21 protein-coding genes are annotated in these 22571 nt (G+C 48.0%); 8 read left to right on the top strand and 13 right to left on the bottom strand.

The window, feature by feature from the left end; translation table 11 throughout:
- Positions 1–9: 9 nt before the first annotated feature.
- The 4 genes from B5D52_RS00405 to B5D52_RS00390 all read left to right on the top strand — a co-directional run bounded on the left by B5D52_RS00405 (position 10) and on the right by B5D52_RS00390 (position 7012).
- Complete coding sequence (locus tag B5D52_RS00405; RefSeq protein ID WP_016147903.1) at positions 10–2409, top strand: zinc-ribbon domain-containing protein; 2400 nt, start codon at positions 10–12, stop codon at positions 2407–2409.
- On the top strand, positions 2384–3268 hold the full coding sequence (locus B5D52_RS00400) for an N-acetylmuramoyl-L-alanine amidase (protein ID WP_242825627.1): 885 nt from the start codon (positions 2384–2386) through the stop codon (positions 3266–3268). The genes B5D52_RS00405 and B5D52_RS00400 overlap by 26 nt, the downstream gene beginning before the upstream one ends.
- 329 nt (positions 3269–3597) lie before the next feature.
- Positions 3598–4518, top strand: a complete 921-nt coding sequence (locus tag B5D52_RS00395) for an exonuclease/endonuclease/phosphatase family protein (RefSeq protein ID WP_016147905.1) — start codon at positions 3598–3600, stop codon at positions 4516–4518.
- A gap of 22 nt (positions 4519–4540) precedes the next feature.
- Positions 4541–7012, top strand: a complete 2472-nt coding sequence (locus B5D52_RS00390; RefSeq protein ID WP_143149449.1) for a hypothetical protein — start codon at positions 4541–4543, stop codon at positions 7010–7012.
- A 410-nt stretch (positions 7013–7422) separates the two neighbouring features.
- On the opposite strand, the gene B5D52_RS16775 is transcribed toward B5D52_RS00390, so the two are convergent.
- The 6 genes from B5D52_RS16775 to B5D52_RS16415 form a co-directional block, all read right to left on the bottom strand.
- Entirely contained in the window at positions 7423–7659 is a 237-nt protein-coding gene (locus tag B5D52_RS16775) for a hypothetical protein (protein WP_413813315.1), read from the bottom strand.
- Positions 7595–8728: a site-specific integrase gene (locus tag B5D52_RS00385; protein ID WP_016147907.1), complete on the bottom strand. Its 1134-nt coding sequence runs from the start codon at positions 8726–8728 to the stop codon at positions 7595–7597. Before B5D52_RS00385 ends, B5D52_RS16775 begins: the two co-directional genes overlap by 65 nt.
- A 20-nt stretch (positions 8729–8748) precedes the next feature.
- The gene (locus B5D52_RS00380; RefSeq protein WP_003510854.1) at positions 8749–8955 is read right to left on the bottom strand and encodes a helix-turn-helix domain-containing protein; all 207 of its coding nucleotides are present in this window, start codon (positions 8953–8955) and stop codon (positions 8749–8751) included.
- Between the two features lie 524 nt (positions 8956–9479).
- A complete protein-coding gene (locus tag B5D52_RS00370; protein ID WP_016147909.1) occupies positions 9480–9722 on the bottom strand; it encodes a helix-turn-helix domain-containing protein in 243 nt (80 codons plus the stop codon).
- Positions 9715–9936 (bottom strand): RNA polymerase sigma factor, encoded by a 222-nt coding sequence (locus B5D52_RS16420; protein ID WP_242825628.1) that lies wholly within the window; start codon positions 9934–9936, stop codon positions 9715–9717. The genes B5D52_RS00370 and B5D52_RS16420 overlap by 8 nt, the downstream gene beginning before the upstream one ends.
- A 45-nt stretch (positions 9937–9981) precedes the next feature.
- Positions 9982–10140 (bottom strand): hypothetical protein, encoded by a 159-nt coding sequence (locus tag B5D52_RS16415; protein ID WP_242825629.1) that lies wholly within the window; start codon positions 10138–10140, stop codon positions 9982–9984.
- A 435-nt stretch (positions 10141–10575) separates the two neighbouring features.
- Here B5D52_RS16415 and B5D52_RS00360 point away from each other — a divergent pair, with 435 nt between their 5' ends.
- Positions 10576–10959 (top strand): helix-turn-helix transcriptional regulator, encoded by a 384-nt coding sequence (locus B5D52_RS00360; RefSeq protein WP_242946527.1) that lies wholly within the window; start codon positions 10576–10578, stop codon positions 10957–10959.
- 61 nt (positions 10960–11020) lie between these two features.
- On the opposite strand, the gene B5D52_RS00355 is transcribed toward B5D52_RS00360, so the two are convergent.
- The 6 genes from B5D52_RS00355 to B5D52_RS00330 are packed head-to-tail and all read right to left on the bottom strand — an operon-like array spanning position 11021 to position 17711.
- Positions 11021–11392, bottom strand: coding sequence for a metal-dependent transcriptional regulator (locus tag B5D52_RS00355; RefSeq protein ID WP_016147913.1), 372 nt, complete (start codon positions 11390–11392; stop codon positions 11021–11023).
- A gap of 11 nt (positions 11393–11403) precedes the next feature.
- Positions 11404–13140: an ABC transporter ATP-binding protein gene (locus B5D52_RS00350; RefSeq protein WP_016147914.1), complete on the bottom strand. Its 1737-nt coding sequence runs from the start codon at positions 13138–13140 to the stop codon at positions 11404–11406.
- Positions 13141–13154: 14 nt separating this feature from the next.
- On the bottom strand, positions 13155–14900 hold the full coding sequence (locus tag B5D52_RS00345; protein ID WP_016147915.1) for an ABC transporter ATP-binding protein: 1746 nt from the start codon (positions 14898–14900) through the stop codon (positions 13155–13157).
- Complete coding sequence (locus B5D52_RS00340; RefSeq protein WP_016147916.1) at positions 14897–16369, bottom strand: ABC transporter ATP-binding protein; 1473 nt, start codon at positions 16367–16369, stop codon at positions 14897–14899. The genes B5D52_RS00345 and B5D52_RS00340 overlap by 4 nt, the downstream gene beginning before the upstream one ends.
- A 17-nt stretch (positions 16370–16386) precedes the next feature.
- Entirely contained in the window at positions 16387–17127 is a 741-nt protein-coding gene (locus B5D52_RS00335; protein WP_016147917.1) for an energy-coupling factor transporter transmembrane component T, read from the bottom strand.
- On the bottom strand, positions 17127–17711 hold the full coding sequence (locus B5D52_RS00330) for an MptD family putative ECF transporter S component (protein WP_016147918.1): 585 nt from the start codon (positions 17709–17711) through the stop codon (positions 17127–17129). The genes B5D52_RS00335 and B5D52_RS00330 overlap by 1 nt, the downstream gene beginning before the upstream one ends.
- Before the next feature lie 203 nt (positions 17712–17914).
- On the opposite strand from B5D52_RS00330, the gene B5D52_RS00325 reads away from it, so the two are divergent.
- From B5D52_RS00325 to B5D52_RS00315, 3 genes are all read left to right on the top strand, one after another.
- Entirely contained in the window at positions 17915–18907 is a 993-nt protein-coding gene (locus B5D52_RS00325) for an AraC family transcriptional regulator (RefSeq protein WP_016147919.1), read from the top strand.
- Between the two features lie 256 nt (positions 18908–19163).
- The gene (locus B5D52_RS00320; RefSeq protein WP_016147920.1) at positions 19164–19493 is read left to right on the top strand and encodes a plasmid mobilization protein; all 330 of its coding nucleotides are present in this window, start codon (positions 19164–19166) and stop codon (positions 19491–19493) included.
- On the top strand, positions 19454–20794 hold the full coding sequence (locus B5D52_RS00315; RefSeq protein ID WP_016147921.1) for a relaxase/mobilization nuclease domain-containing protein: 1341 nt from the start codon (positions 19454–19456) through the stop codon (positions 20792–20794). Before B5D52_RS00320 ends, B5D52_RS00315 begins: the two co-directional genes overlap by 40 nt.
- A gap of 19 nt (positions 20795–20813) precedes the next feature.
- Here B5D52_RS00315 and B5D52_RS00310 read toward each other — a convergent pair whose 3' ends face one another.
- Positions 20814–22556, bottom strand: a complete 1743-nt coding sequence (locus B5D52_RS00310) for an ABC transporter ATP-binding protein (RefSeq protein WP_016147922.1) — start codon at positions 22554–22556, stop codon at positions 20814–20816.
- Between the last annotated feature and the right edge of the window lie 15 nt (positions 22557–22571).

Below are 22571 nucleotides of genomic sequence, written 5' to 3'. Positions count from 1 at the left end.
GGTGGAAAAATGGGAACACCATGTAAAAAATGCGGATTTATACTAGATGATGACGCACAATTTTGTAGCAAATGTGGCACAAAAGTGGTTGCTTTTCGCTGTCAAACGTGCGGCAAAATAATTCCTGACGATTCCAGCTTTTGCCCGATTTGCGGCGCACCTACCACTATCGCGAAATCGCAAACGACAACGGAAACTTCTGGACCAATAACATCGCCAAATGAAAGTTCAGCTACACAAGCAATTCCAGTATTCCAAGAGACGGCACCATCCTCTCCCAAGTCTCCAAAGCGGGAAGCCGAAGAGGCATCATTTTCCTGCACATATTATAATCTTTTGAACGCTTTTACAGAAATAACGTCCAAATTATATAGTGACCACATTCTTATCAGCAAACGATTGGGTCGTAATACAGTAAAATGCGAAACATTGGCTGAAATTCCTTACTCTGATATCGCAGGTACAGCTGTGCAGACCAAGCATTCTCCTCTTATAATTACACTTTTCGGAACTCTTCTTGCACTGACAGTTTGCATTCCTTTTTCTAAAAATGGTGGAGTGCTTATCGCCTTTCTGGTCTTTATTTTGACTATTGCAGGAATCTGGCGTTATTCCTTCCAAATTCGTCATCTAGAATTAGTGATCACGGAGAAAACAGGAAAAGAAACTTGTATTCCATATAATACAAAAGCCGATTTAGTCAAAATTCAGTCACTTCTTCAAGGCAAGCTTGAAAGGAGAGTCCTTTCCGAAAGCGCTTTACAACTTATCATCGAAAAAAGAACTCCTTATTATTATCGACAATTCAACAATATTACATCTGTAAAACAAAGTAATTTCAACTGGGCTGCTTTCCTCTTTGGTCCTATCTTCTGTTTCTATCGTAGCGGAGGCAAATTATTCCGCGAGTTTTTTCTCACTTTTTACATTTTACTCGGAACATTCTCCATCGTGTTTTCTGTGTTCACGACTCTTTTTGTTAAGAATGCAAATGATATTGTATTACCTTGGGGTATCACGTATATTGTCTTAGCAATCGCTTTATTTATCTATTATCTGTTCTGTACCATTCGTTGTGGCAAACAATTCAATCAGCACTACGCACAATATTGTCAAACACAACTTGCAATATATCCGCAGAAAAAAAAGCAAAATGAGACTTCTATTCCCAAGGCGATTATTGCTTCGATTGTAATAGGGCTTTATGTTGGGATTGTAAATGCAATATGCGCCTTGCTGATTGTTAATTCCTGTATAGGCTTGTTATTTGGAGGTCTGAACAGATATGACCTTCCTTTCCACGATACTGTCAGCATACCTATAAACGACACAGATAATCAAAATATAGAGCCAGTATCTGACGCTATCTCACTGTCAGACTATATAGGAACATGGTATGTCACCAGTGCAGATGATAATGGAGCCTTTTCAGCAAGTACTTATACAGATCTGTTAGGCTTAGAATTAGAACTCGTAAAACTGGATTCTGAATACTATGCTTATCTGTATAGCACTTTGGATACTTCATCTTCCCCCGCATATCAAAGTATAAACGGAGATACTTTACTGCCGATTATACAGGATACAGATGACACATGGAAAATCCGATATGATGAGGTAAATTCAGCTACCGGAGAAAAAGTTGGACAAGCTGTACTTACATTATCGATCAATCCATTAGGAGAGGTTTATGCAGAAATTTCCAGTACATCTATCTATGAAATGAATCGAACAAAGCTTTTCAACATTTCTGAATGGCAGGATGGGCAATATCTATACTACGATAAAAACAACTCATATAGTCATGACTTTGATGGCACTTATCCCATGCCCGCATTGCTATGCGAGTCAAGTCTGCGCGAATGTGTGTATGGTACATGGTATTCGGGCACTGGATCATCGGCTGAACGTACGCAAATTGATCCAAGTAATATTTATGTCCGATCCGCAAAATGGGAGCTTTATCGCGACAATTCATTTTATATGAACTTTAGTTATAAATCAGATCCTTCTATGACACATACACTCTGCGCACCGTATTTGGCCGATGAAATCAGTATAGATGGCAGGTCCTATTACAAAGACTTTGTCTCTGCTAACGCAAGTGCCTCCTATCTGCCATCAGCAGATGCTCTGCAATATTTTATTGCACATTGCGACACAGAATACTTTACAGAAGCTGATATCCAGACATTTGACGCAGATATGTGCCGGATTGCACGCAACAGCATCTATGCTCGTCTGGGACGCAAATTCGATTCGCAGGATCTCACCCTGTATTTCGAGCAATATGATTGGTATATTCCTGTAATTGATCCCGAGGATTTTTCTGAGGAGATGTTAAATCAGTATCAAATTGCCAACAGAGATTTGATTGTTACATTTGAAACCAAAAAAGGATATCGATAATATGAAACATTTCTTTCGCATCTTGCTCGTCGCAAGTCTTTTAAGCCTTGTCGGATGTGCCCCTCACGCTTCTACTGACACTGCCCCGGCAAGCTCCACATCAATAGCCACTGAAAGCAGTGAGTACGTACAAATCGAACCAACTCCGCCTACCACAACGGAAAGCTCTTCTGTGAATAACAGCACTGTTGTAGACGAGCCGCAGACTGATACAGTAGCCGAAAAATCTGGCAATGATTATACAATCGTCATTGATGCCGGTCACCAAGAAAAAGGCAATCATGAAAAAGAACCAATCGGCCCTGGGGCCAGCGAGATGAAAGCAAAAGTATCAAGCGGAACCAGCGGCACGGCGAGCGGGTTGGATGAATATGAACTGAATTTACAAGTTGCGTTAAAACTCCAGCGCGAATTGGAAAACCGGGGTTACCGCGTAGTTATGGTACGCACATCGAATGATGTAAATATCAGTAACGCTGAGCGTGCCGCGATCGCCAATGATGAGAATGCAAATGCCTTCATTAGGATTCATGCCAATGGTTCTGAAAATCCGGCTGCCAAAGGTGCTATGACAATTTGTCAGACAAGCGATAACCCCTATAATGGTTATCTTTATCAGGAAAGTAAGCAGTTGTCCACCTTAGTGCTGGATCATTTGGTCGCTGCGACAGGCTGTGAAAAAGAGTATGTCTGGGAAACCGATACTATGAGCGGCATCAATTGGTGCAATGTTCCAACCACTATTGTGGAAATGGGATATATGTCAAACGCCGAGGAGGATTTACTCATGGCTACCGACGCATACCAAGAAAAAATTGTAACCGGAATTGCCAATGGCATAGATGAATTTTTAACCTAACCGTACGACAAATCTCATATGTAAAATACTGTCTATTAACATTCTTGAACTACTACAGCTGTCTCATGTATTTTTTGCGTGAGACAGCTATTTTCAAACAATTAACTTTCGATTTTTCAACATCCAATGATTCTATCCTGCCTATTGTATATACGAACAATCGTCTATGGAATATAACGCTCATCTCATGATCCTCACCTATATCGAATCTCATATATTCCTTTTATCATTGCAAAGAGTATACACAAATGATAAAGTATTAAATATAAAGACTTTGTAACCACTGCCAAAGAAATTTTACTGACATCTGATGAAGGACGGTGATACACATGCGTTATAAAATTGCCTCTTTCAATATGAAAAATTGGGGCAGAAATCCCTCCCGAGACTTTGAGAAAATTTCCGATATAATTGTCGAGGAGGATCTTGATATAGTTGCATTTCAGGAAATATGGAGTGAAGGAGCTGGAGTTAAAAGATTACTGCAAGAAGATGTAAAGCACCAACTTTATAATTGGGATCTGCATTGGGCTGTTCCTCGAGAAACAAGAGATCTGACAAAAATTGAAGAAACAATAAGCAGACGAAGTGAAGGATATGCATATATTTGGAACGCACGCAAATTCAAGCTAACAGAGACTACTACACTGCAAGGAGCTATTCGAAAATATGAACCTCGCATTGTACAAAGACATGCATCAAGTTTTGTTCGTGCACCGTATTATATCCGACTTCAACCTTTATACGGTGGTTTTTTTGATCTACGCTTACTGAATATCCATATCTACCATGGCGGAAGTTCTACTTGGTCCAATATCGAAAAGCGTAAGCAAGAATATGCTACGCTAGTAAAAGAAATATATCCCGAAGTTAGTCAACGGAGATATGGAGACTTTCGTCCTGCATATACCATTGCAATGGGTGATTACAACTTAAATATTATTCGTCCGAATATAACAGATTTACCTGACGATAAAGGAGCATTTTTAAACGTAGATGAAGAAATTATAAGCATTCCTCAATATGGAATCGTTCAAACTTTTCAAGATCAAAAAACAACTCTCAAATCGAAAGAAAATGGCTATGCCAATAATTTTGATCACTTTACATATAGCCCTGATCATTCATCTTTCTCCGATGTTTCCTTTCAAGTTATTGATGCAGTTGAAAAGTATTGTGATGGCGATTTCTCATATTATTTGAAAAACATATCAGATCATCTTCCTATAGTGATGGAAATTGAACTTTAATTGGAAGGGGAAATATATGCTCATGAAAGATGGATACGGTATTTACACAATCGAAGAAAAGAAGAAGGCCGCATATGCACTGAATCTATGCACAGTTTCAGTCTCACAAATCCTTCATTACAACGATATCAATGTATTAGAGCAAGAGTATACTGCTATCTTAAACAATTTAAATTTAGAGCAAATTCCTAAAGATGAAGCTCTTTTAAATGTACTCAAGCAAATTTTAGATGTCATAACTTATTTCCGCATCTCAGAAGGCGACCAAAAAATGGTGGATCTCGAATATCAGCACAGAATAAAAACTGCCATCTGGTCTGCAATTCCGAGTGTAGGTGTAATCTTTGCTACCAGCAACCCAATCGCGCTAGGACTTACTTTAGCAACTCAAGTGGGTACTGGGTATATGAATTACCGTCGCAATCGAGCTGAATATCAATTGGGGAAAGAAAAAGCGGAATGGCAATTAAAAAGAGCTGCAATAGATCAACTGAATGGGCTAAGTAAAGAACTTTTTGAAACATCGTGGCGACTTGCTGGAGAATATGAATTTCCCGATGAATATCGTCTGACAGATCAACAAATCCATGAATATGATGAATTTTTACTAGAGGAAAATTCGATTAAACGTTTTAATAAGCTTTACTCTTTAAAAAATAAGTTTGATGTATATCCTCCATTCTGGTATCAATTAGGAAGTACAGCCAATAGCATTTATCGGAACAATTCCTTTGGCTTAGACGCGCAGTGCAAAGACGAATATCGCCGACATGCTATTAACGCCTTTGAAAAATATCATGAATTAAACCGTTTCAGCATTTTACGACATGACATCTTAACGTCTTCTTGGGCACTGGAGTATATTGATCTTTTAGATCTATCTCTGGACGATGAAAAGCAGAAAGCTCATGAGCTCGTAAAATTAGCCGAAGAATATTCCGGCAATGCAAATGACATACTAGAACTATGTGCATATGCATATTTAAAAATCAATGATCGCAAAAACGCTGCAAGACTTTTTAATATTCTAGTCAATAATGACTATAACCTTGCAGTGAATGCTAAAATATTAAGTGCTATCTACATTCAGAGCTCTCGAGACAAAAACACAAGAGAAGATGCCCTGCGTGCCTATAAAATGTTAACTCTAATTGTCGATCCACAATATATCCTTCCAATGCCAAGTCTAAATATTGATCTACAAAGTTGGATGCCTGCATGGGAAGAACAGCCAATCGAAGAGCAAACCACGCCGCCTCCCGGTGAAGATTACAGTGAATTGAAGGCTTTAATCAGTAGCCGTCACAAAATTCTCGAACAGGATTCAAAAACGAAAGAAGCTCTAGAAAATTTTCTAAAAAATTATGCTTCCAAAGTTGCTGAAAAATCTATCATTGGTATGATTCAATCACCCATTGTTTTATTTACTACCTGGGGCATTCATTTTATATCAGGCAACCAGGGAGTAGGTATTGCCTATAATAACATAGACTTCTGTAAAACCACAGTGACAAGAACGAAAAATGGAACTCCACATGGCACTTATCTTTGTACAAAAGGAAAAAACGCACAATACCATCTAGATATAGATAATCCTGAAAACTTTCTCGAATTGTTACAAACAGCTTCCAAACTACCAGCCGCACCTACGGATACCATCGAGGCAATACAAAATATGCCACAGGCAGTCAAACTTACATACAGTAAACTGTTAGTCCTATTCAGTCAACAATGTGAATTAGATTGGGTGGAAACTATCCGATTCGCACATGATTTGCAAATGGATGAAAAAAACTTTGAGTCATTTATGGTATATGCTCACGGATCTCATGTTGACGATGAATTGTCTTCTTTAATCACAGAACTAAAATCGTTATCTCCTTATCCGAATGAAGAGAGTATTGCTTATGCATTAATTCAATCGATGGTCGCTTTAATTCAGTTTTCAAGCGGGCGGTGCCAAGATCTTACAGTGAGAGAAACCAACTATATTGATCAAATTGCTGGAATGATTGGAATAAATAAAGAAATGGTCGATAAATTTATTCCTGTCTGCCAGATTCCTTATCGTATTCTACGACAAGATATTACGGAAAAAGAAATTTCCAAGTTAGGTCAGGGACTATCAACTGTTGCCGCCGGTGTTGGCGTACCTATTATAACAGTTTTAGGAGCCTCATTTTTATATGCAAATGTATGGTGGTTTATGTTTATCCCCGGAATTGGCACTGTAATCGCAGCTAGTGTGTTAGGAATTGCTGCTGTAACCAAATTGTTTGGCGCACGTAAAAAAGGAGCTGAACGCATGAGTAAATCCAAATCGGAACAGCTTTCTACGGCAAAGAAAAGTTATCTCTCTTTGTATAAAAAAGCTAACGCCCTTCCAGTTGAAAATTTTTCATCTCTGGTCCTCAAGGCTGCTGCAAAAACAGATCCTTCAATTGAAGAGTATATAAGAATCCAAGCAAGCATGGCATACCCGTACAATAAATAAAAATACTATGATATCATCCTACACTTCTGCCTACAAAGACAACGGTACTGGTTAATTTTATTCAACGAAGATCTAAAATTCGTTAACAGCCACATCCTAGTAATCTCTTATGACGCAAAAGGACTATCAAAGAGCCATATAATTGGCTGAAAACGACTGAATAAAGATATGTACCGTACTCCTAAGCGACAGGCCACTGGTTCGAACCCAGCCGGGGGGTGCCAAAAGCACCGCTGCAAGCCATTTTTTGCTGGTTTGCAGCGTTTTTTATTTTTCTTCTCCCGGCCTGCCGCTCGTTTGAGGCCGGGAGAATTTTATGCGCTGCTATGTATATCCTGCTAAGAAGAAACGAACGATTTCCACGTTCCTGCTAAGAAAAATCCCATCTTTGCTAATTGGAGTTTTCGGACTTACCTGCCGCCCGGTGCCGCCGAGAGCAGCGCAGCCAGGGTATTTGCCAGTTCCGGCGACTGCCGGAGCTGTTCCACCAGGGCCTCCAGATCCAATGTGGCGGGAGCCTGTTCCCTGGGTTCTTCCGGGGGATGGACCTCCCGAAGATTGGGATTGGCATAGAAGGCGCTCTCAAACTTCTGGGCGTTGATCTTGCGGTCCTCGTCCAGGATATGGGCATACACGCTGGTAATCATGTCGATCTCCGCATGGCCCGTGTCGCCCTGCCTTCTCCCGCAGCTTCTCAAACTCCTTCAGGATGATGCGGTCCTCACAGGGTCGGCCGTTGGGCAGCGCCACTACCAGGTCATAATCCTGATACTCGTCACCGAGAAAGCCCCGCAGCTCATCCTGGGCTTTCTTCCATTCCCGCAGGATGTAGGCCAGCGTCTTGGGCAGCCATACCTTGCGGATACTGGAGTCCGTCTTGGGCTTTTTCAGGATCACTCTGGTGCTGGTGTTGGGAAACAGCGGCGTAAAGATGTGGTAGACGTCCTTCTGCCCCAGCATCTCAATGGCCCGTTTGGAGGCCCGCGTCAGCTCCTTGTCGATATAGACATAGGCATTGTCATCGGCAATATCCTCGTCGGAGATATGGACATTGTTCCAGGTCAGCCCCAGGATCTCGCCCATCCGCAAAGAGCAGGCAAAGGACAGGTTCATGGCCACATAGAGCTTGCTGTCCGTACACTGGTCCAATGCGGTGCGGATCATATCAGCGGTCCAGATGTCCCGCTTCTTATACTCCGTCTTGGGCAGGATCACATTTTCAAAGGGGTTCTTGGAGATCAGCTCCCACCGCACCGCCTGCTTGAACGCGCAGCGCAGGAGTTTGATGATCTTCTCAATAGTGGAATTGGTCACAAAGTCCGTCTTTGCGTGATGGGTCCTGGTATTCACCGCAGGGGTTTTCTGCAAAGTCTGGATGTACTTGTCCACTACTCGCGGGGTGACCTCCTGCACCTTCATATACCCGATGATGGGGTTGATGTAGTTGGCGATCAGCGAGTTTTGGCTGTCGTACATGGAAACGCCCCACCGCTTTTCTCCGTAGAGGGAGACGAAGTCCAGCAGGAACTCCGAGATACTTTGATTGCTGGGCGGGAGAAAAGACCGGGTGGTTTTCTGATTCTCTATCTCCGCCTTGCGCTTCAATGCGTCCTGGTAAGAGGTGCGGGTCTCCCATTTCTGCCGGGTCTCACCGTTCTCGTCCGTATAGTTGTAGACAATGGAATAATTCTTTTTGCGTTTGATAATCGAAGCCATAACGATACTTCCTTTCTAAGTCATAGGTCGAGCGACTCCAGCCACTCATCGAATGACCGCTTGGAAATGCGTATGGCGTTGCCAATTCGTACAATTTTGAAGTGTCCTTCCTTCACGAGAAGATAAGCGGATGTTCGGCCAATACCCAGGATTTGAGTAATGTCCTCCACCGTATAAGTTCTTCGCTCCGGGGACTCCTTCTTCGTACCGTTCCATGCTTGTGACATGGCAGCCCCCTTTCTAAAACAAGAACGGCGCGTTGAAGGAAAGTCATAACTTGCCTATCCTCATTCTAACGCGCCATTCCGGGTTTGTCTGCTGCTAATCAAAAAGTTTATGAATTATCCATAAACTTAAAAGCAACAGGATTGCTTAAAAAGAAAGAGGCAGAAAACGGATGGCTGCTGGCCGCAGCTCCACGGGAATTTCACCCCGGCCCATGCTGATGGGTGCGCCGCGCAATGCTTTGAGGGCGTTCAACGCGGGAGTCTCATTATCCTGCCTGCGCGTCCTCGCCCACAGGATGCCACACCTGTTTTGCGGCCTGGTGTTCGTCGCTCTCCTGTTTGGTAGGGGTCCCGTCCTGCGGACTTGCAACAGGGTCATGGCGCACCGGCCGACCGGCTCCACGCAGACAGATCGTATCCGTCTGCCTTATGCTGCGCCGGAGGCCTCCCGCCGGGCTTTCTTTGTAAAGGAGCTATAACGAGACGCCGCGTGGAAAGGGGAACACGCAGCGCCCGGCCCTGGATCAGCTCAGGTCAAAATCCAGGATGGAGATAATCAGCTTTGCTTCCAGCCGACCGCGCAGATCTTCGTCCACCTGGGGACGGGGATAGCCGTCAGGGCCATAGCTCGTCCGTGTAGACAGCGCGGCGATGTAGCCGGAATAGTGCCGGACTACCCGGCTCACCGCTTCGGGGTTGCCTCCGACAGCGGCGGCGATCACCGGATAAGGGATCAGCGACGCCCGCGTGCACGCAGATTTAATCATCCGCTTCACCTCCCATCAGCTCCTTCAGCAGCCGATAGGCTTTTTGCCTGCGGGTATTGACCGTCCGGCGGGCCATGTCCATGTACTTGGCGATCTGTTCATCGGTCATCCGCAGGAACCAGTGCATCATAAAGATTTCCCGGTCCTTCTGGGACAGCCCCAGAAGTGCCTCGGCCAGCCGGTCGTCCTCGATCAGGATCACAGCGCCCTTCACAGGGAAGGTCGTGTACTCCCACGAGTAGCGGTCATAAACCGCAAGCTAGGCCATTGCATCCTCCGGCAGCTCGCTGAGTGAGACCTCACGCCGGCTCCGTTTCCGAAGCTGCGTGTAAGCGTTCATTGCTTCATTCTTGATGGATCTCTTGCAATAGCTGTCAAAGGCGTGCTGCTTATGCTCGTAGTGGCGGTCAGGTTTCAAGTTCTCACCTCCCTTCGTGCCGGGAGGCAGTTTTTTTCTTCCCCTTTCGCTCACTACTCGTTCACGAGTGGTCCGGTTTGGCCGGTTTTCGGGATCTATCTGAAAAAATTTTTTGCCGCTCATACTTGGCTCCTTTCGTTTCGTTCGGGTTGATAGGCCGGAACGAAACGGGGCGGGGAGCGGTAGCCCACGCCCAGGCACTCAAAGAGACGGGGTTTGCGAAATATGAGCCACAGTATATAAAAAGCGAGCCACGACTCACTTTCATGAGCGTGGCTCGCTGTTGCGTTATTGGAATGTTTTTCGTAGTGGCATGGGCATTCGCCGCTTAAGCGGTAAACCCCGCCTTATTTTGACCTCCTCTGTATTGGCACTCTCATTTATATCGCCCTTTACTTCAGAATTATGAGTTATAACTCACTTGATATGAGCTTTATGGTTATTTATATGAGCGGAAGTACACCCTACAATGATGTAGAGGTGATGTGTAGTGAACAATCGCTGGATCTATTTGCATGGAAGGTGCGGTCAGAACGGAAGCGGCAGCATCTGACGCAAAAACAGTTAGCTGAACGCCTCGGTATGAACCCCCGCACGATCATAGATTTGGAGACCTGCCAAAGTAATCCGAAATTTGAAACGGTGGTCCTTGTCGCCAAAGAATTGAATATCAGCGTGGATGCCGCCATTTTCCCGGAAATGGTAAATCAGACAGTCTCGAAAACAGTCGTGGACTTCTTTGCCGGGAAAAGCGAAGCAGAGATTGAAAAATATATTGCGCTCTGCAAGCAGGCGGAAGCCTTCCAGAAAGACGAGTAACGCGGTCGGGTTCGATGTGCCCGGCCGCGTTACTGTTTCACCCGTTTGCTATGCGGGCAGATCATTCTTTTCTTGTTTTATAGGCATCGCGCAGACGCTCGAAGGACTCCTGGCTGATGACATGCTCCATCCGGCAGGCATCCCTTTCCGCCGTTTCCGGGTCTACGCCGGCTTCAATCAGTCGGTCAGTAAAGAAGCGGTGCTTTTCGTAGATCTGCTCCGCCACTTCCCGGCCCACATCAGTCAGGTGCAGGAAATAGTCGCTGTCCATCGTCAGGAAGCCCCCGTCCCTCAGGGTCGCCACCGCATGGCATACGCTGGGCTTTGTGACCTCCAGGTGCCGGGCCACATCTACGGAGCGCACCATACCCGTTTTCTTATGGAGAACAAGGATAGTCTCCAGATAGGCCTCCCCGGACGCACGGAGTTTCATTTGAACCTCCTTTACTGAGTAAGTCTCCAGCCGATGGCCTCCTGCCTGGCTGATACAAAGTCGGCATACAAGCCCTCCCGTTGGATCAGCTCCGCATGAGTGCCGCACTGGACAATATGGGCGTCATTCAGCACGAGAATCTGGTCGGCGTTCCGAACGGTTTTCAGACGGTGGGCAATCATAATAATGGTCTTGTCATGGGTCAGTGCCTCAATCGCCCTCTGCAGTTCGTCCTCATTCTCCGGGTCAACGCTACTGGTGGCCTCGTCAAGAATGATGATGGGCGCATTTTTCAGCATGGCGCGAGCGATGGAGACACGCTGCTTTTCACCGCCGGACAGAGTCCCGCCGCCCTCACCGATCACAGTGTTATAGCCATCCGGCAGAGCGGAAATAAAGTCATGGCAACAAGCCTTTTTTGCGGCCTCCACCACTTGCTCATGGGTGGCGTCCGGGCAGCCAAACTTGATGTTGTTCTCAATCGAATCGACAAAGAGGTACACGTTCTGGAACACCATAGAAATATTCTTCATCAAGCTGTCCAGTTTGAAATCCTGCACATACGTACCGCCAATGGTGATCTTCCCGGCGTTCACATCCCAAAAGCGGGCAATCAGATTGCACATAGTTGTTTTGCCAGCGCCAGAGGGGCCGACTATCGCCGTTGTTGTCTTTTCCGGGATGGTAAAGCTGACTTGATCCAGTATTTTGCGGTCTGCGTAAGAAAAATCCACCTTGTCAAATACGATCTCGCTGGACTTCGGCGTAATATCGGTGCCTTCCTCGTCCATTATCGGCGTATCGTCAATGGAGTTCGCCGTATCCATCGAAGCCGCCAGCATTTGCAGCAGAGAAGCCATATTTCCGGCGTTTTCCAGATCATTGAACACCATGAAAGAGGCGATCACCAAAATCAGGCCGTAGGCCAGCGACAACGATCCGTTCAGCCAGAACCAAACCGATGCCAACAGCAGCAGGACACTGAACACCCGGACAACCACCTGCTTGATGGCGTCATAAGGGACGCTGGCCTTTGTGAGTTTCAGGTTATCCATGCAGCTTGCCCGAATGGCACCGCCGATGGATTGCGTGCTGTCCCGTTCCAGGCCAAAGGCTTTGACAATCCCCATGCCTTGGATGTACTCCAACACGGACTCCACAAGGGACTCCTGTGTATGTTGGCGCACACCGCTCAGAGCCGCTGACTTGCGGAGCGCCAGTTCTGCCGCAGCGAGGTAAAGCAGGACACCGGCAGCGGCCACAAGGCCAATCTGCCAATCGAAGATCAGCAGGACGATGACAAGGGCCACCGAGTTAAAAAAGCCGCCCAGCACAGATACCAGGACACGGGCAGCCGAGTTTTCTACATCGCCCAAAGTGGTGGTGACAATGGCCGTGATGTTCCCGATGCTGTTCTTGTTGAAGTAGCCCATCGGGATGTAGCGCAGGCGATCTCCGATGTGGATGCGCTTCTCCGCTACCATGCAGTAGCCGGTTTCCGTCTGCTCCATTGTGGAGAAATAGGTCGTGATGATGCGCCCAATGAGAGATACGGCCATGATCCCCAGCGAAATCCAAATTACACTGCTGTCCCGGTTGTCAGATACCAGCGCGCTGATCACTACAAAGAGAGCGGCAAACTGCAAGGCAGAAAACAGCCCGGACAAAAACGCAAACAGCAGGGATTTCTTCAGCAACCCCTTCTTGCTGCCTGCAAAGGCAAAGACTTTTTTCAATGTTCCATACATCTGACAACACCCCCTTACATCTGGTCTTTCGCGCCAATATGCGCCTGCCACATATCCCGATAGAGGGGGAAGGTTTCCAACAGTTTCTCATGCGTACCCTGTGCGTGGATGGTTCCATCCTTCACAACAACGATATTGTCCGCGCCGGTGATGGTGGACAGCCGGTGTGCAATCACGATCAGGGTCTTGCCGACGGTCAAAGCGGAAATGGCCTTTTGTACCAGTGCCTCATTCTCGGGGTCAATGTAGGCAGTTGCCTCATCCAAAATGACAACCGGCGCGTTCTTCAGCATGGCGCGGGCAATCGCAATCCGCTGACGCTCCCCGCCGGAGAGGTGGGAACCGGCGCTGCCGACAACCGTATCATAGCCATTGTCCAGTTTTCGGATAAAGGCATCGCAGCCGCTCTGTTTGGCAGCCTGTTCCACTTCCTCATCTGTGGCGCCGGGCTTTCCCATACGGATGTTTTCCCGGATACTGCGGTTGAACAGGTAGTTGTCCTGGGACACATAGGAAATCTGGTCTGCGATCTCATCCAGCGGAATATCTTTCAGCTCATACCCGCCCAGCGTAATGCTGCCGGAGGTGACATCCCAATACCCGGCGATCAGCTTTGCCACCGTCGATTTGCCGGAGCCGGACGGCCCCACAAGAGCGGTCATGGTGCCGGGCCGGATGGTCAGGCTCACATCATGCAAGACTTCTGTTTCCCCATCGTAGGAGAAGTACACATGGCCCAGGGAGATGCTTGTGTCCGCCAATTTGACCGGCGTATCTTTATGGTTCAATTCCTCTGCGTTTAGGAGCTGACTGATTTCCTCCACATTTGTCCCCAGTACAGCCAGATCGTCCGTAAAGGTGAACGCCGCGATAATCGGCCCAACAAGGCCCAGAGAGAAAATCACAATGGACAGGAAGGTGGAAAGTTCCAGGCTTCCGGAGAGCCAGAACACAAAGCCGCAGGGCAGTACGCAGATCAGCACCGAGGGCAGGATGGCGTTATAGGCGCTCATGGTTTTCTGATTTTCCCGCATCCAGTCCACATAGTAGTTGGCGTTGTAATTCACCGCGTCAGAATATTTTTTGTAGGAACCGGCGGATTGGCTGAACGCTTTCACCACCTCAATGCCTCCGATATATTCCACGATGGCGTCTGCCATCTGCTTGCCCGCCTTGACTGCGCCCTCCCACTTGACGGGATAGTTTTTCATACCGGCGGACATAACCACAAGGCCCACCACGAGAGTGACAAGGGACAAAAGCGCCATACGCCAGTCCAGAATAAGCAGGTACACGACAATCACAATGGGAACCAGCACATTTGCGGTCATTTCCGGGATCAGGTGTGCAAAGGTCGGCTCCATTCCCTCCACCCGGTCAACAATCGTCGTTTTATACTGTCCAGAGGGCGTATCCAAAATCGTCCCCATTGGCACACGGGCAAGTTTCTCGGTAATGTTCTCCCGCAGATCGCGCAGCGTGTAATAGGTTGCTGCGTGAGAAATGACTGTTGAAAGATTGGCGAAAACAACCTTTCCCAAATAACCGCACAATGCAACGATACAGGCCGTCATATAACTGGAAAAATCCTGCTCTCCCGACAGCATCAGTGTGACAATATGCGCCACGCAGAAATAGGGCACCATCTGGCAAGCCACGCCTAATACCGCAAGGATAATGCTGCCGATGAATTTTCCATGATAAAGTTTGCCCCATCCCCATAAGACGCCTATGGGTGACTCCTTCTTTTCTTCTTTCACTTTACAGATACCCCCTTTATGAAATAGTTTCTAATTTTTTCAAGACCGGCCTCATCCATTTGAAATTTGTCGATGATGGAACCGTCCTCAAAATGGACAATATCCGTACAACAATCTAAAAGCAGCTCAAGATCATGGGTAATGACATACAAGGTAATGCCTGCATCCCTGACTTGTTTCAAGACATTGGCAACCTCTTTCATGTGTTTGTAATCAAGACCGCTGGTCGGTTCGTCAAAAAATAAGATAGAACGCTTGGATGCGATTGCCGAGGCAATTGCTACCCGCTGCTTTTGGCCGCCGGAAAGGGACATAGGGTGTCTGTCTTTGAAGCCGATTAAATCTAACTCGGCAAGGATTTCCTCAGCCCACTCCTGATTTTCCTCCTCCATACTGATCAGGACTTCATCCAGCACAGTTTCCGTGAAAAGCTGGTGATTGACTTCCTGCATCACCATGTAGCAGGTATTTAGTCTGTCTTTAGGCCGATAAGTTCTGCCGTTCCAGATCACCTCACCGCAGCGCTTTTCAAGGCCGCAGAAACACCGGGAGAAGGTGGACTTTCCAGCTCCATTATTCCCGATGATCCCGACAATACGATTTGCGGGGATTTTACTTTCCCGGATGTGCAGCGTTTCCGGTTCGTTTTTGTAGGCAAAGCAGAAATTGCGAAGTTCCATTTGCTGACCGGCCTGGGGCAATGCTTTCGGCGGCAACAAATCTTCAAGAATAAAGGTACGCAGCCCCAACTTGGCTCTCTGTTGCTCCGTCAGGCTCTCAAACTCCGCTGCGGAGTAATCTTTTTCCACCTTTCCGCCGGTAATATAGATAAAACGATCCGCAAGACCGCGCAGATAGTAGAGCCGATGCTCTGACACTATAATTGTTTTCCCCTGCGACTTCCAAAACGCAAGTATTGCTCTCAGATCGAGGATAGAGGAAGCATCCAGGTTGGATGACGGCTCATCCATAACCAGCACATCCGGCTCCATGATGGATACCCCGGCACAGGCAATTTTTTGCTTTTCCCCGCCGGAGAGATGAAAGATATTGCGTCCCATCAATTTCTCCAGGCGGAAATCCCGGATGGTCTTATCTAATCGTTCCCGAATACTTTGCTCCGGCTGGCCGAGATTTTCACACCCGAATGTGATTTCGCTGGTTGTGTCCACATTGAAAAATTGTGAGCGGGGGTTTTGAAACACGCTGCCAACCGTTTTCGCGGTATCATAAAGGGGCTGTTCCGAAACCTTTGCCCCATTTACCCACACTTCTCCATTCATTTTTCCTTCATAGTAATGGGGAATCAGACCGTTGATCAGCCTGGTAATTGTCGTTTTTCCACAGCCGCTTTCGCCGCAAAGTACGACGCATTGACCGTCCTCTACGGTCAGATTTATATCATAGACTCCACCAGCGTTCTCGTTTTCTTCTCCATAAGAGAAAGTCACATGGTCAATCCGTATCATAGGTTCACCCCCTTCCGTCAAAAAGAAATCTGCTGCTGAAACAAAAACAAGGCAAAACAGATAACGCAAAACAGAATCGCAATCAAATCTTGAACATGGAAACCGATCTGGCACACGTTTGTACGTTTAACGGGGGCTCCAAGCCCCCGTGTCAACGCAGCAGCAGAAAGTTCATCACCAATCTTCACAACGGACACCATCAAAGGAACAAGGCGATATTCCACCATCAGGAAAGGATTTTTCCCGCCGAATCGTATGCCCCGCATTTTCATTGCATCCCGGATGGCCTGATATTCTTCGCTGATGGTTGGGAAAAAGCGAAAAATGACAGACATTGGAATCACGATTTTTTCCGTGATGTGCATACGCTCCATTGCGCCGATAAACTCACTGACCGAAGTGGATGAGATCAGATAGGCACCTGTCATAATGCCGGGCGCAAACCGCGTCATGATAGATGTCACTGCCAGCACGATGAACGAGAGTAATCCGCTCAAACTCGTAAGGGCAATCCGTTCCAGTATAAAGCAAACCGCATATAGCACCAGATATTTTCCTGCTGTTTTGAAACGGCGTTCCGACAAAATCAGAGCAAAGGGGACAAGGCTTAGACACGGCTTGACGATGTTCATAATTCCTTCGTTACTGGTACTGAACATCAGTGTTGTAATCGTCAGCAGCAGAATGAGCTTTGTCCGGGGATCAAGCAGGATTCCTTTTCTTTTTTCGGTTGTTGCTGAAAATGATAGCCCGTTCATCACACAATGCCCGCTTTAGCAAAATGCTTTTTCAGAAGCGCCTTACCTAAAAGTCCGCCCAGGATCGCAAAAATGAAGATTCCGGCGATTACCAGAATAATGCTCCACATAGGCATAACAGCCATTACCCTGTCAGCGTATTCCTCACCAAAGCTGGCCGCAAAACTGGCCCAGGAATCCTCAACCATGAAATACATGGGGATATATGTACCAACCATCCAAAGGCTGAACACCGCATACCCGATCAGGCTCTTCTTGGCGCTTTTATAACCGCCGGATTTCAAGATCAGATCTCCCAGCAGCCCAAAAATCACGCCCATCGGTACGCCCCAAAATCCCATGCCAGTCAGCCCCATCAGCAGGCCGCTTAAAATTCCCATAATTGTAACCATGCCAAATTTTTTAACTCTGGTCAGGAACAGCATGAACGGGATGCCGGTAATCAAAGACCACAATGCTCCGAGGATCGGCAAAAAGATAGGTACAAAGCCGATGGGAATGGCGACACAGCAGCCAATCACAAAGTAGAGAACGGTGAACAGGCCGAGGTTAATCAGGTCTTTTGCTTGTAACTTGTTACTCATAACGAATACCTCCATTCATTTGCTGGTTAGCGTTTTCTAACCTCTCTATAAGATACCATAGTTAGCAGTAGCTCTCTACAACCAATCATCTTTTTGGCTCCAAACAGCAACGAGTTTTTTTATTGACTGACTTCGTTCGCAATTCTATAATATAATTAAAATCCAAAGCTATGAAGCGGGCAATCGAATGACAGGAGCAAAAAATGAAGATTGATGATATTATTAGAAAATATATTGAAATACCTGGGATTTCACTAAAGCGCAGCAATTATAGCGCGGAGCTGCTCTTGAACGGGAAAGAAGGAAAGGGCTCCATGACCTTTTTCCCGCTCTTTCCTGGAATTACTGTTGCTTACATCTTTGTAAATTCACCCACTTGGACAGCGCCGAATTTTTGCGGAAATGGCTCCGTAGAAAAAGGCCCATTACTTGTAAACTACTGTGTAACTGGTCGTTGCGAAATGATTTTGAACAACGAAAACTTTGTTTATGTAAAGGACGGTGAAATCTCTCTAACAGAACGCTTTGCTCAAAAACAATATGTCTATCCCCGCCGCATATACGAAGGAATGGAATTTTTTGTTGATATTGATACCCTGACAGAACAAAGCACATGGGTGCAAAAGGAATTTGCCATTGACTTTCATAGAATTGTTGACCGCTTTTGTCCTGAAGGGGGCACCTATATTTCATCTGTTCTCCCCGAGGGCGAAGAAATATTAACAAAACTTTGGGGATTATTTGATATTCCTGTCCCATATTCGATTTCACAAATGAAAATATACACATTAGCACTGTTTTCTCTATTGCAAAACATCAACGACATACCGCCATCACAAGCCTGCACTTTTTTCACAGAAACACAGGTAGATATTGCAAAGCGGGTAGAAAGGATCATTACTTCTGATCTGCGTCAACATCATCCGGCCTGGGAACTTGCCGCGCAGTTTTCTGTTAGCGAAACCAGCTTAAAAAATTACTTCCGCGGCGTTTTTGGGCAAAATATATCTATTTATCTACGAGAAGTCAGAATGAAAAAAGCTGCAGAGTTACTGACTTCTACAAGATTGTCCGTTGCAGAAATAGCAGAGCTGGTCGGCTATATGAATCAAAGCAAATTTGCATCAGTTTTCAAAAAGCAGTTTGGCCTCTCGCCGCTGGAATACCGGCGGTCAAAGAATTTGGAGAACAGATAAAAGTAAAGGCGGTATTATCACCTGTTAAAGGCAATAATACCGCTTTTACTTTAGATTTCTTCTCAGTAACCAGCCAAAATCTCCGTTTCAAATTGTAGTATTGATAGGGGGGAGAACGAAGGAAAGGTTACGATAGCAAGCACAGCCAGTGAGTACCCACTGGTGGATTTTCGGTTTAGGGGGACCCCCTGCCCCTAAACACAAAAATGCTTGCTGGGATAGTCCCAGACCCTTATGAGAACGGAGGCGGTGCGGCATGGCAAATCGAAAGCGGAATATCCAGATGAAATTCTGGGTCACAGAGGAGGAGAAACGGCTCATTGACGAGAAAATGGCTCAGCTTCCTACAAAGAGGTATGGGGCGTATCTGCGCAAGATGGCGATTGACGGATATATCATCCAGGTGGACACCACCGACATTAAGGAAATGACAAAAGCCCTGGGCTCCATTGGCCGGAACATCAATCAGATCGCCAAGCGGGTCAACGCCGGAGGCCCTACCTATCAGGCCGACATGGAGGAAATCCGGGAGAGATTGGAGCAGATATGGCAGTTACAAAGACACATCCTATTAAGTCAACGCTGAAAGCGGCCATTGACTATATCTGCAATCCCGACAAGACGGATGGAAAACTGCTGGTGTCCTCCTTCGGCTGCACCGCAGAGACCGCCGACATTGAGTTTGCCTGGACCCGCCGCCACGCCATCGACAAGGGAACGAACCTGGGCCGCCACCTCATCCAGGCGTTTGAGCCTGGGGAGGTCACACCGGAGGAAGCCCACCGGATCGGCATGGAACTGGCGCGGGAGGTCCTGGGCGGCAAATATGAATTTGTCCTCACCACTCACATTGACAGGGATCACGTCCATAATCACCTGATCTTCAATGCGGTCAGTTTCCAGGACCACCGGCACTACCACTCCAACAAGAGAAGCTACCATGAAATCCGCCGTACCAGCGACCGTATCTGTAAAGAGCATGGCCTGTCCGTCATTGTCCCCGGCCAAGACAAGGGCAAGAGCTATATTGAGCATCAGGCGGAACAGAACGGCACCAGCTATAAGGCGAAGCTCCGCTCCGCCATCGACCGGCTTCTGCCCGGCTGCACCGACCTGGAGGACCTGCTCCGCCGCCTCCAGCGGGAAGGGTATGAACTGAAACGGGGCAAGTACATATCTGCCAGAGCTCCGGGTCAGGAGCGGTTCACCCGTTTGAAAACCCTGGGCGCCGACTACGCCGAGGAAGCCCTGACCTCCCGGATCGCTGGCAAGCCCAGTCCTTACCGCCAGCCGAAACAGCGCACCGGGAGGCCCAGCCTGCTCATCGACATCCAGAACAATATCAAAGCCCAGCAGAGTGCCGGCTACAAACATTGGGCAACTATTGAGAACCTAAAGCGGGCAGCGGAAACGCTGAACTTCCTGACGGAGCATGGCATTGGAAGTTTAGAGGAATTGTCCGAGCGGTGCGATGGAGCGGCAGCCGCCACCGCCAGGGTAAAGGCGGATCTCCGAGCAACCGAAAAGGAAATGGAGCGGCTGACCATCACCATGAAACACGCTGCCACCTACCGCCAGCTCCGGCCCCTGTATGAGGAATACCGCCAGTCCAGAGACAAGGAGAAGTTCCTCCGGGGGCATGAGGGCGAGATCATCCTGTTCGAGGCGGCGGCAAGGGAGCTGAAACGGTTGAACGCCGTACCCCTGCCCGCCGCCCAACGGCTCCGGGCCGAAATGGATGAACTCACCGCCAGAAGGACCGCCCTGCAATCGGAATACAGGAAGGCTCAACAGAAAGAACGGGAGTACGACACCCTCAACCAAAACGTCCGTATCTTATCTGGAACGGTCAGAGGATGTTGTACTCCCGAAGGAAAAATCGAATGAACTCGAATAAATGAAATAATCAGCCCAGTTGCCAACGGGCGCTCTCACTCTGGAGTTCCACCATACGGCGGTAGAGGCCTCCGCACTCCATCAGTTCCGCAGGCGTACCCTGCTCGGCCACACGGCCGTTTTCCAGCACTACGATGTGGTCGGCTCCTGCCACGGTGCGCATCCGGTGGGCAATAACCAGCACCGTCTTGCCTGCCAACAGGCGGGAGAGCGCACCCTGCACCTTTGTCTCGTTTTCCACATCCAGGCTGGCAGTGGCCTCGTCCAGCAGGACGATAGGGGCGTTCTTCAAAAGCGCTCGGGCGATGGAGATGCGCTGTCGCTCTCCGCCGGAGAGTTTTGCGCCGTTTTCCCCGATGGGGGTATCATATCCCTGGGGCAGGCGGCAGATGAACTCCCCGCAGTTGGCGGCCTCGGCCGCGGCCCGCACCTCATCGTCGGTGGCGCCTCGCTTGCCCAGACGGATATTCTCCATCACCGTGTCGTCAAAAAGCACCACATCCTGAAACACCATGGAGTAATCGGTCAGCAATGCCTCCGGGTCCACTGTGGAGATGTCCACGCCGCCTACCTTGATGCTTCCCTCTGTTACATCCCACAGCCGGGCAGCCAGTCGGGCGCAGGTACTCTTACCGGACCCGGAAGGACCCACCAGGGCAGTCACTTCGCCCTCCCGGGCGGTAAAGCTCACACCGTCCAGCACTTTTTTCTTGTCATAGGCAAACCCCACATGGTCGAACTCAATATCGTAGCCCTTGGGCTGAAACACCTCTGCACCCTCAGCCGTGGGGGTGTCGTAGATCTCGTTCATGCGGTCGGCGGATACTTGGGACACAAACATCTCAGCGATGAGAGCCAGGCTCTGGTCAAAAGGCGCATACACGCGGGTAATAACCAGCAGGAACAAAAACAGCAGCATGAAGTCAATTTGCCCGGAAAGAATCAGGCCGGCTCCCACCAGAATGGTGGTAGCTACCCCCAGGCGCATGATGACGCTGGCCGCATTGACGAAAATGCCGGTCCCCAGCTCGCCCTGGATGGTGACCTTCTCATGGTCGTCGATCTTCTGATTGAGCCCGGCCAGATAGCGCTCCTCCTGATTGGTGGCGCGGATCTCCCGTACATTTTCCAGAGCTTCCTGAATGCCGTCGGAGACGCGGATCGCAGCTTTTTTCGTCCGCTCAGAGGTCCGGGCGGAAATCCTCCGGGTGCCGAACAGCAGACCGAAGGCCACCGGCACACCCCACAGGCAGGCGATGGCCAGCCGCCAGTCATACACCAGCAGGCACACCGCGATAATCGCCGTGGAGAGATAGGCCCCGTACAGATAGCCCAGCACATGGGACCAGACATGTTCCATGCGGTTCACATCGCCCATAATGGTCTCGGTCAGATCCGCCAGATCCCGCTTGCCGAAGTAGCCCAAAGGCAGTTTGCGCAGCCGCTCCGCCAGACTGAGACGGGTGGATCTCACCTCGTTATAGACCAGTCCATAGGTGGCGTAGTACTGCTGAAGATGAGTCACAAAGGAAAGGATCAGGAATACAACCACCAGCCCGAGCAGGAGGGCTGCGTTGGGCAGCGGCTGGTCGTCTGTAAAGGTTCCCATCAGGCCGTACATCAGCAGATACAGGATGCTCATGCCGCCCATGACGACAAGGTTGACGATGACCGTCCAGAAGGCTCCCTTTTTGACATTTTTTACGCCCTGGTCGGTGAGGGCATATTTCCTCTGAAAGTTTTTGCTGAACATATTCTTCACCCCTCT

Source organism: Butyricicoccus pullicaecorum DSM 23266, assembly GCF_900167005.1.
Lineage (GTDB): Bacteria > Bacillota > Clostridia > Oscillospirales > Butyricicoccaceae > Butyricicoccus > Butyricicoccus pullicaecorum.
This window is presented reverse-complemented; position numbering and strand designations above follow the sequence as displayed.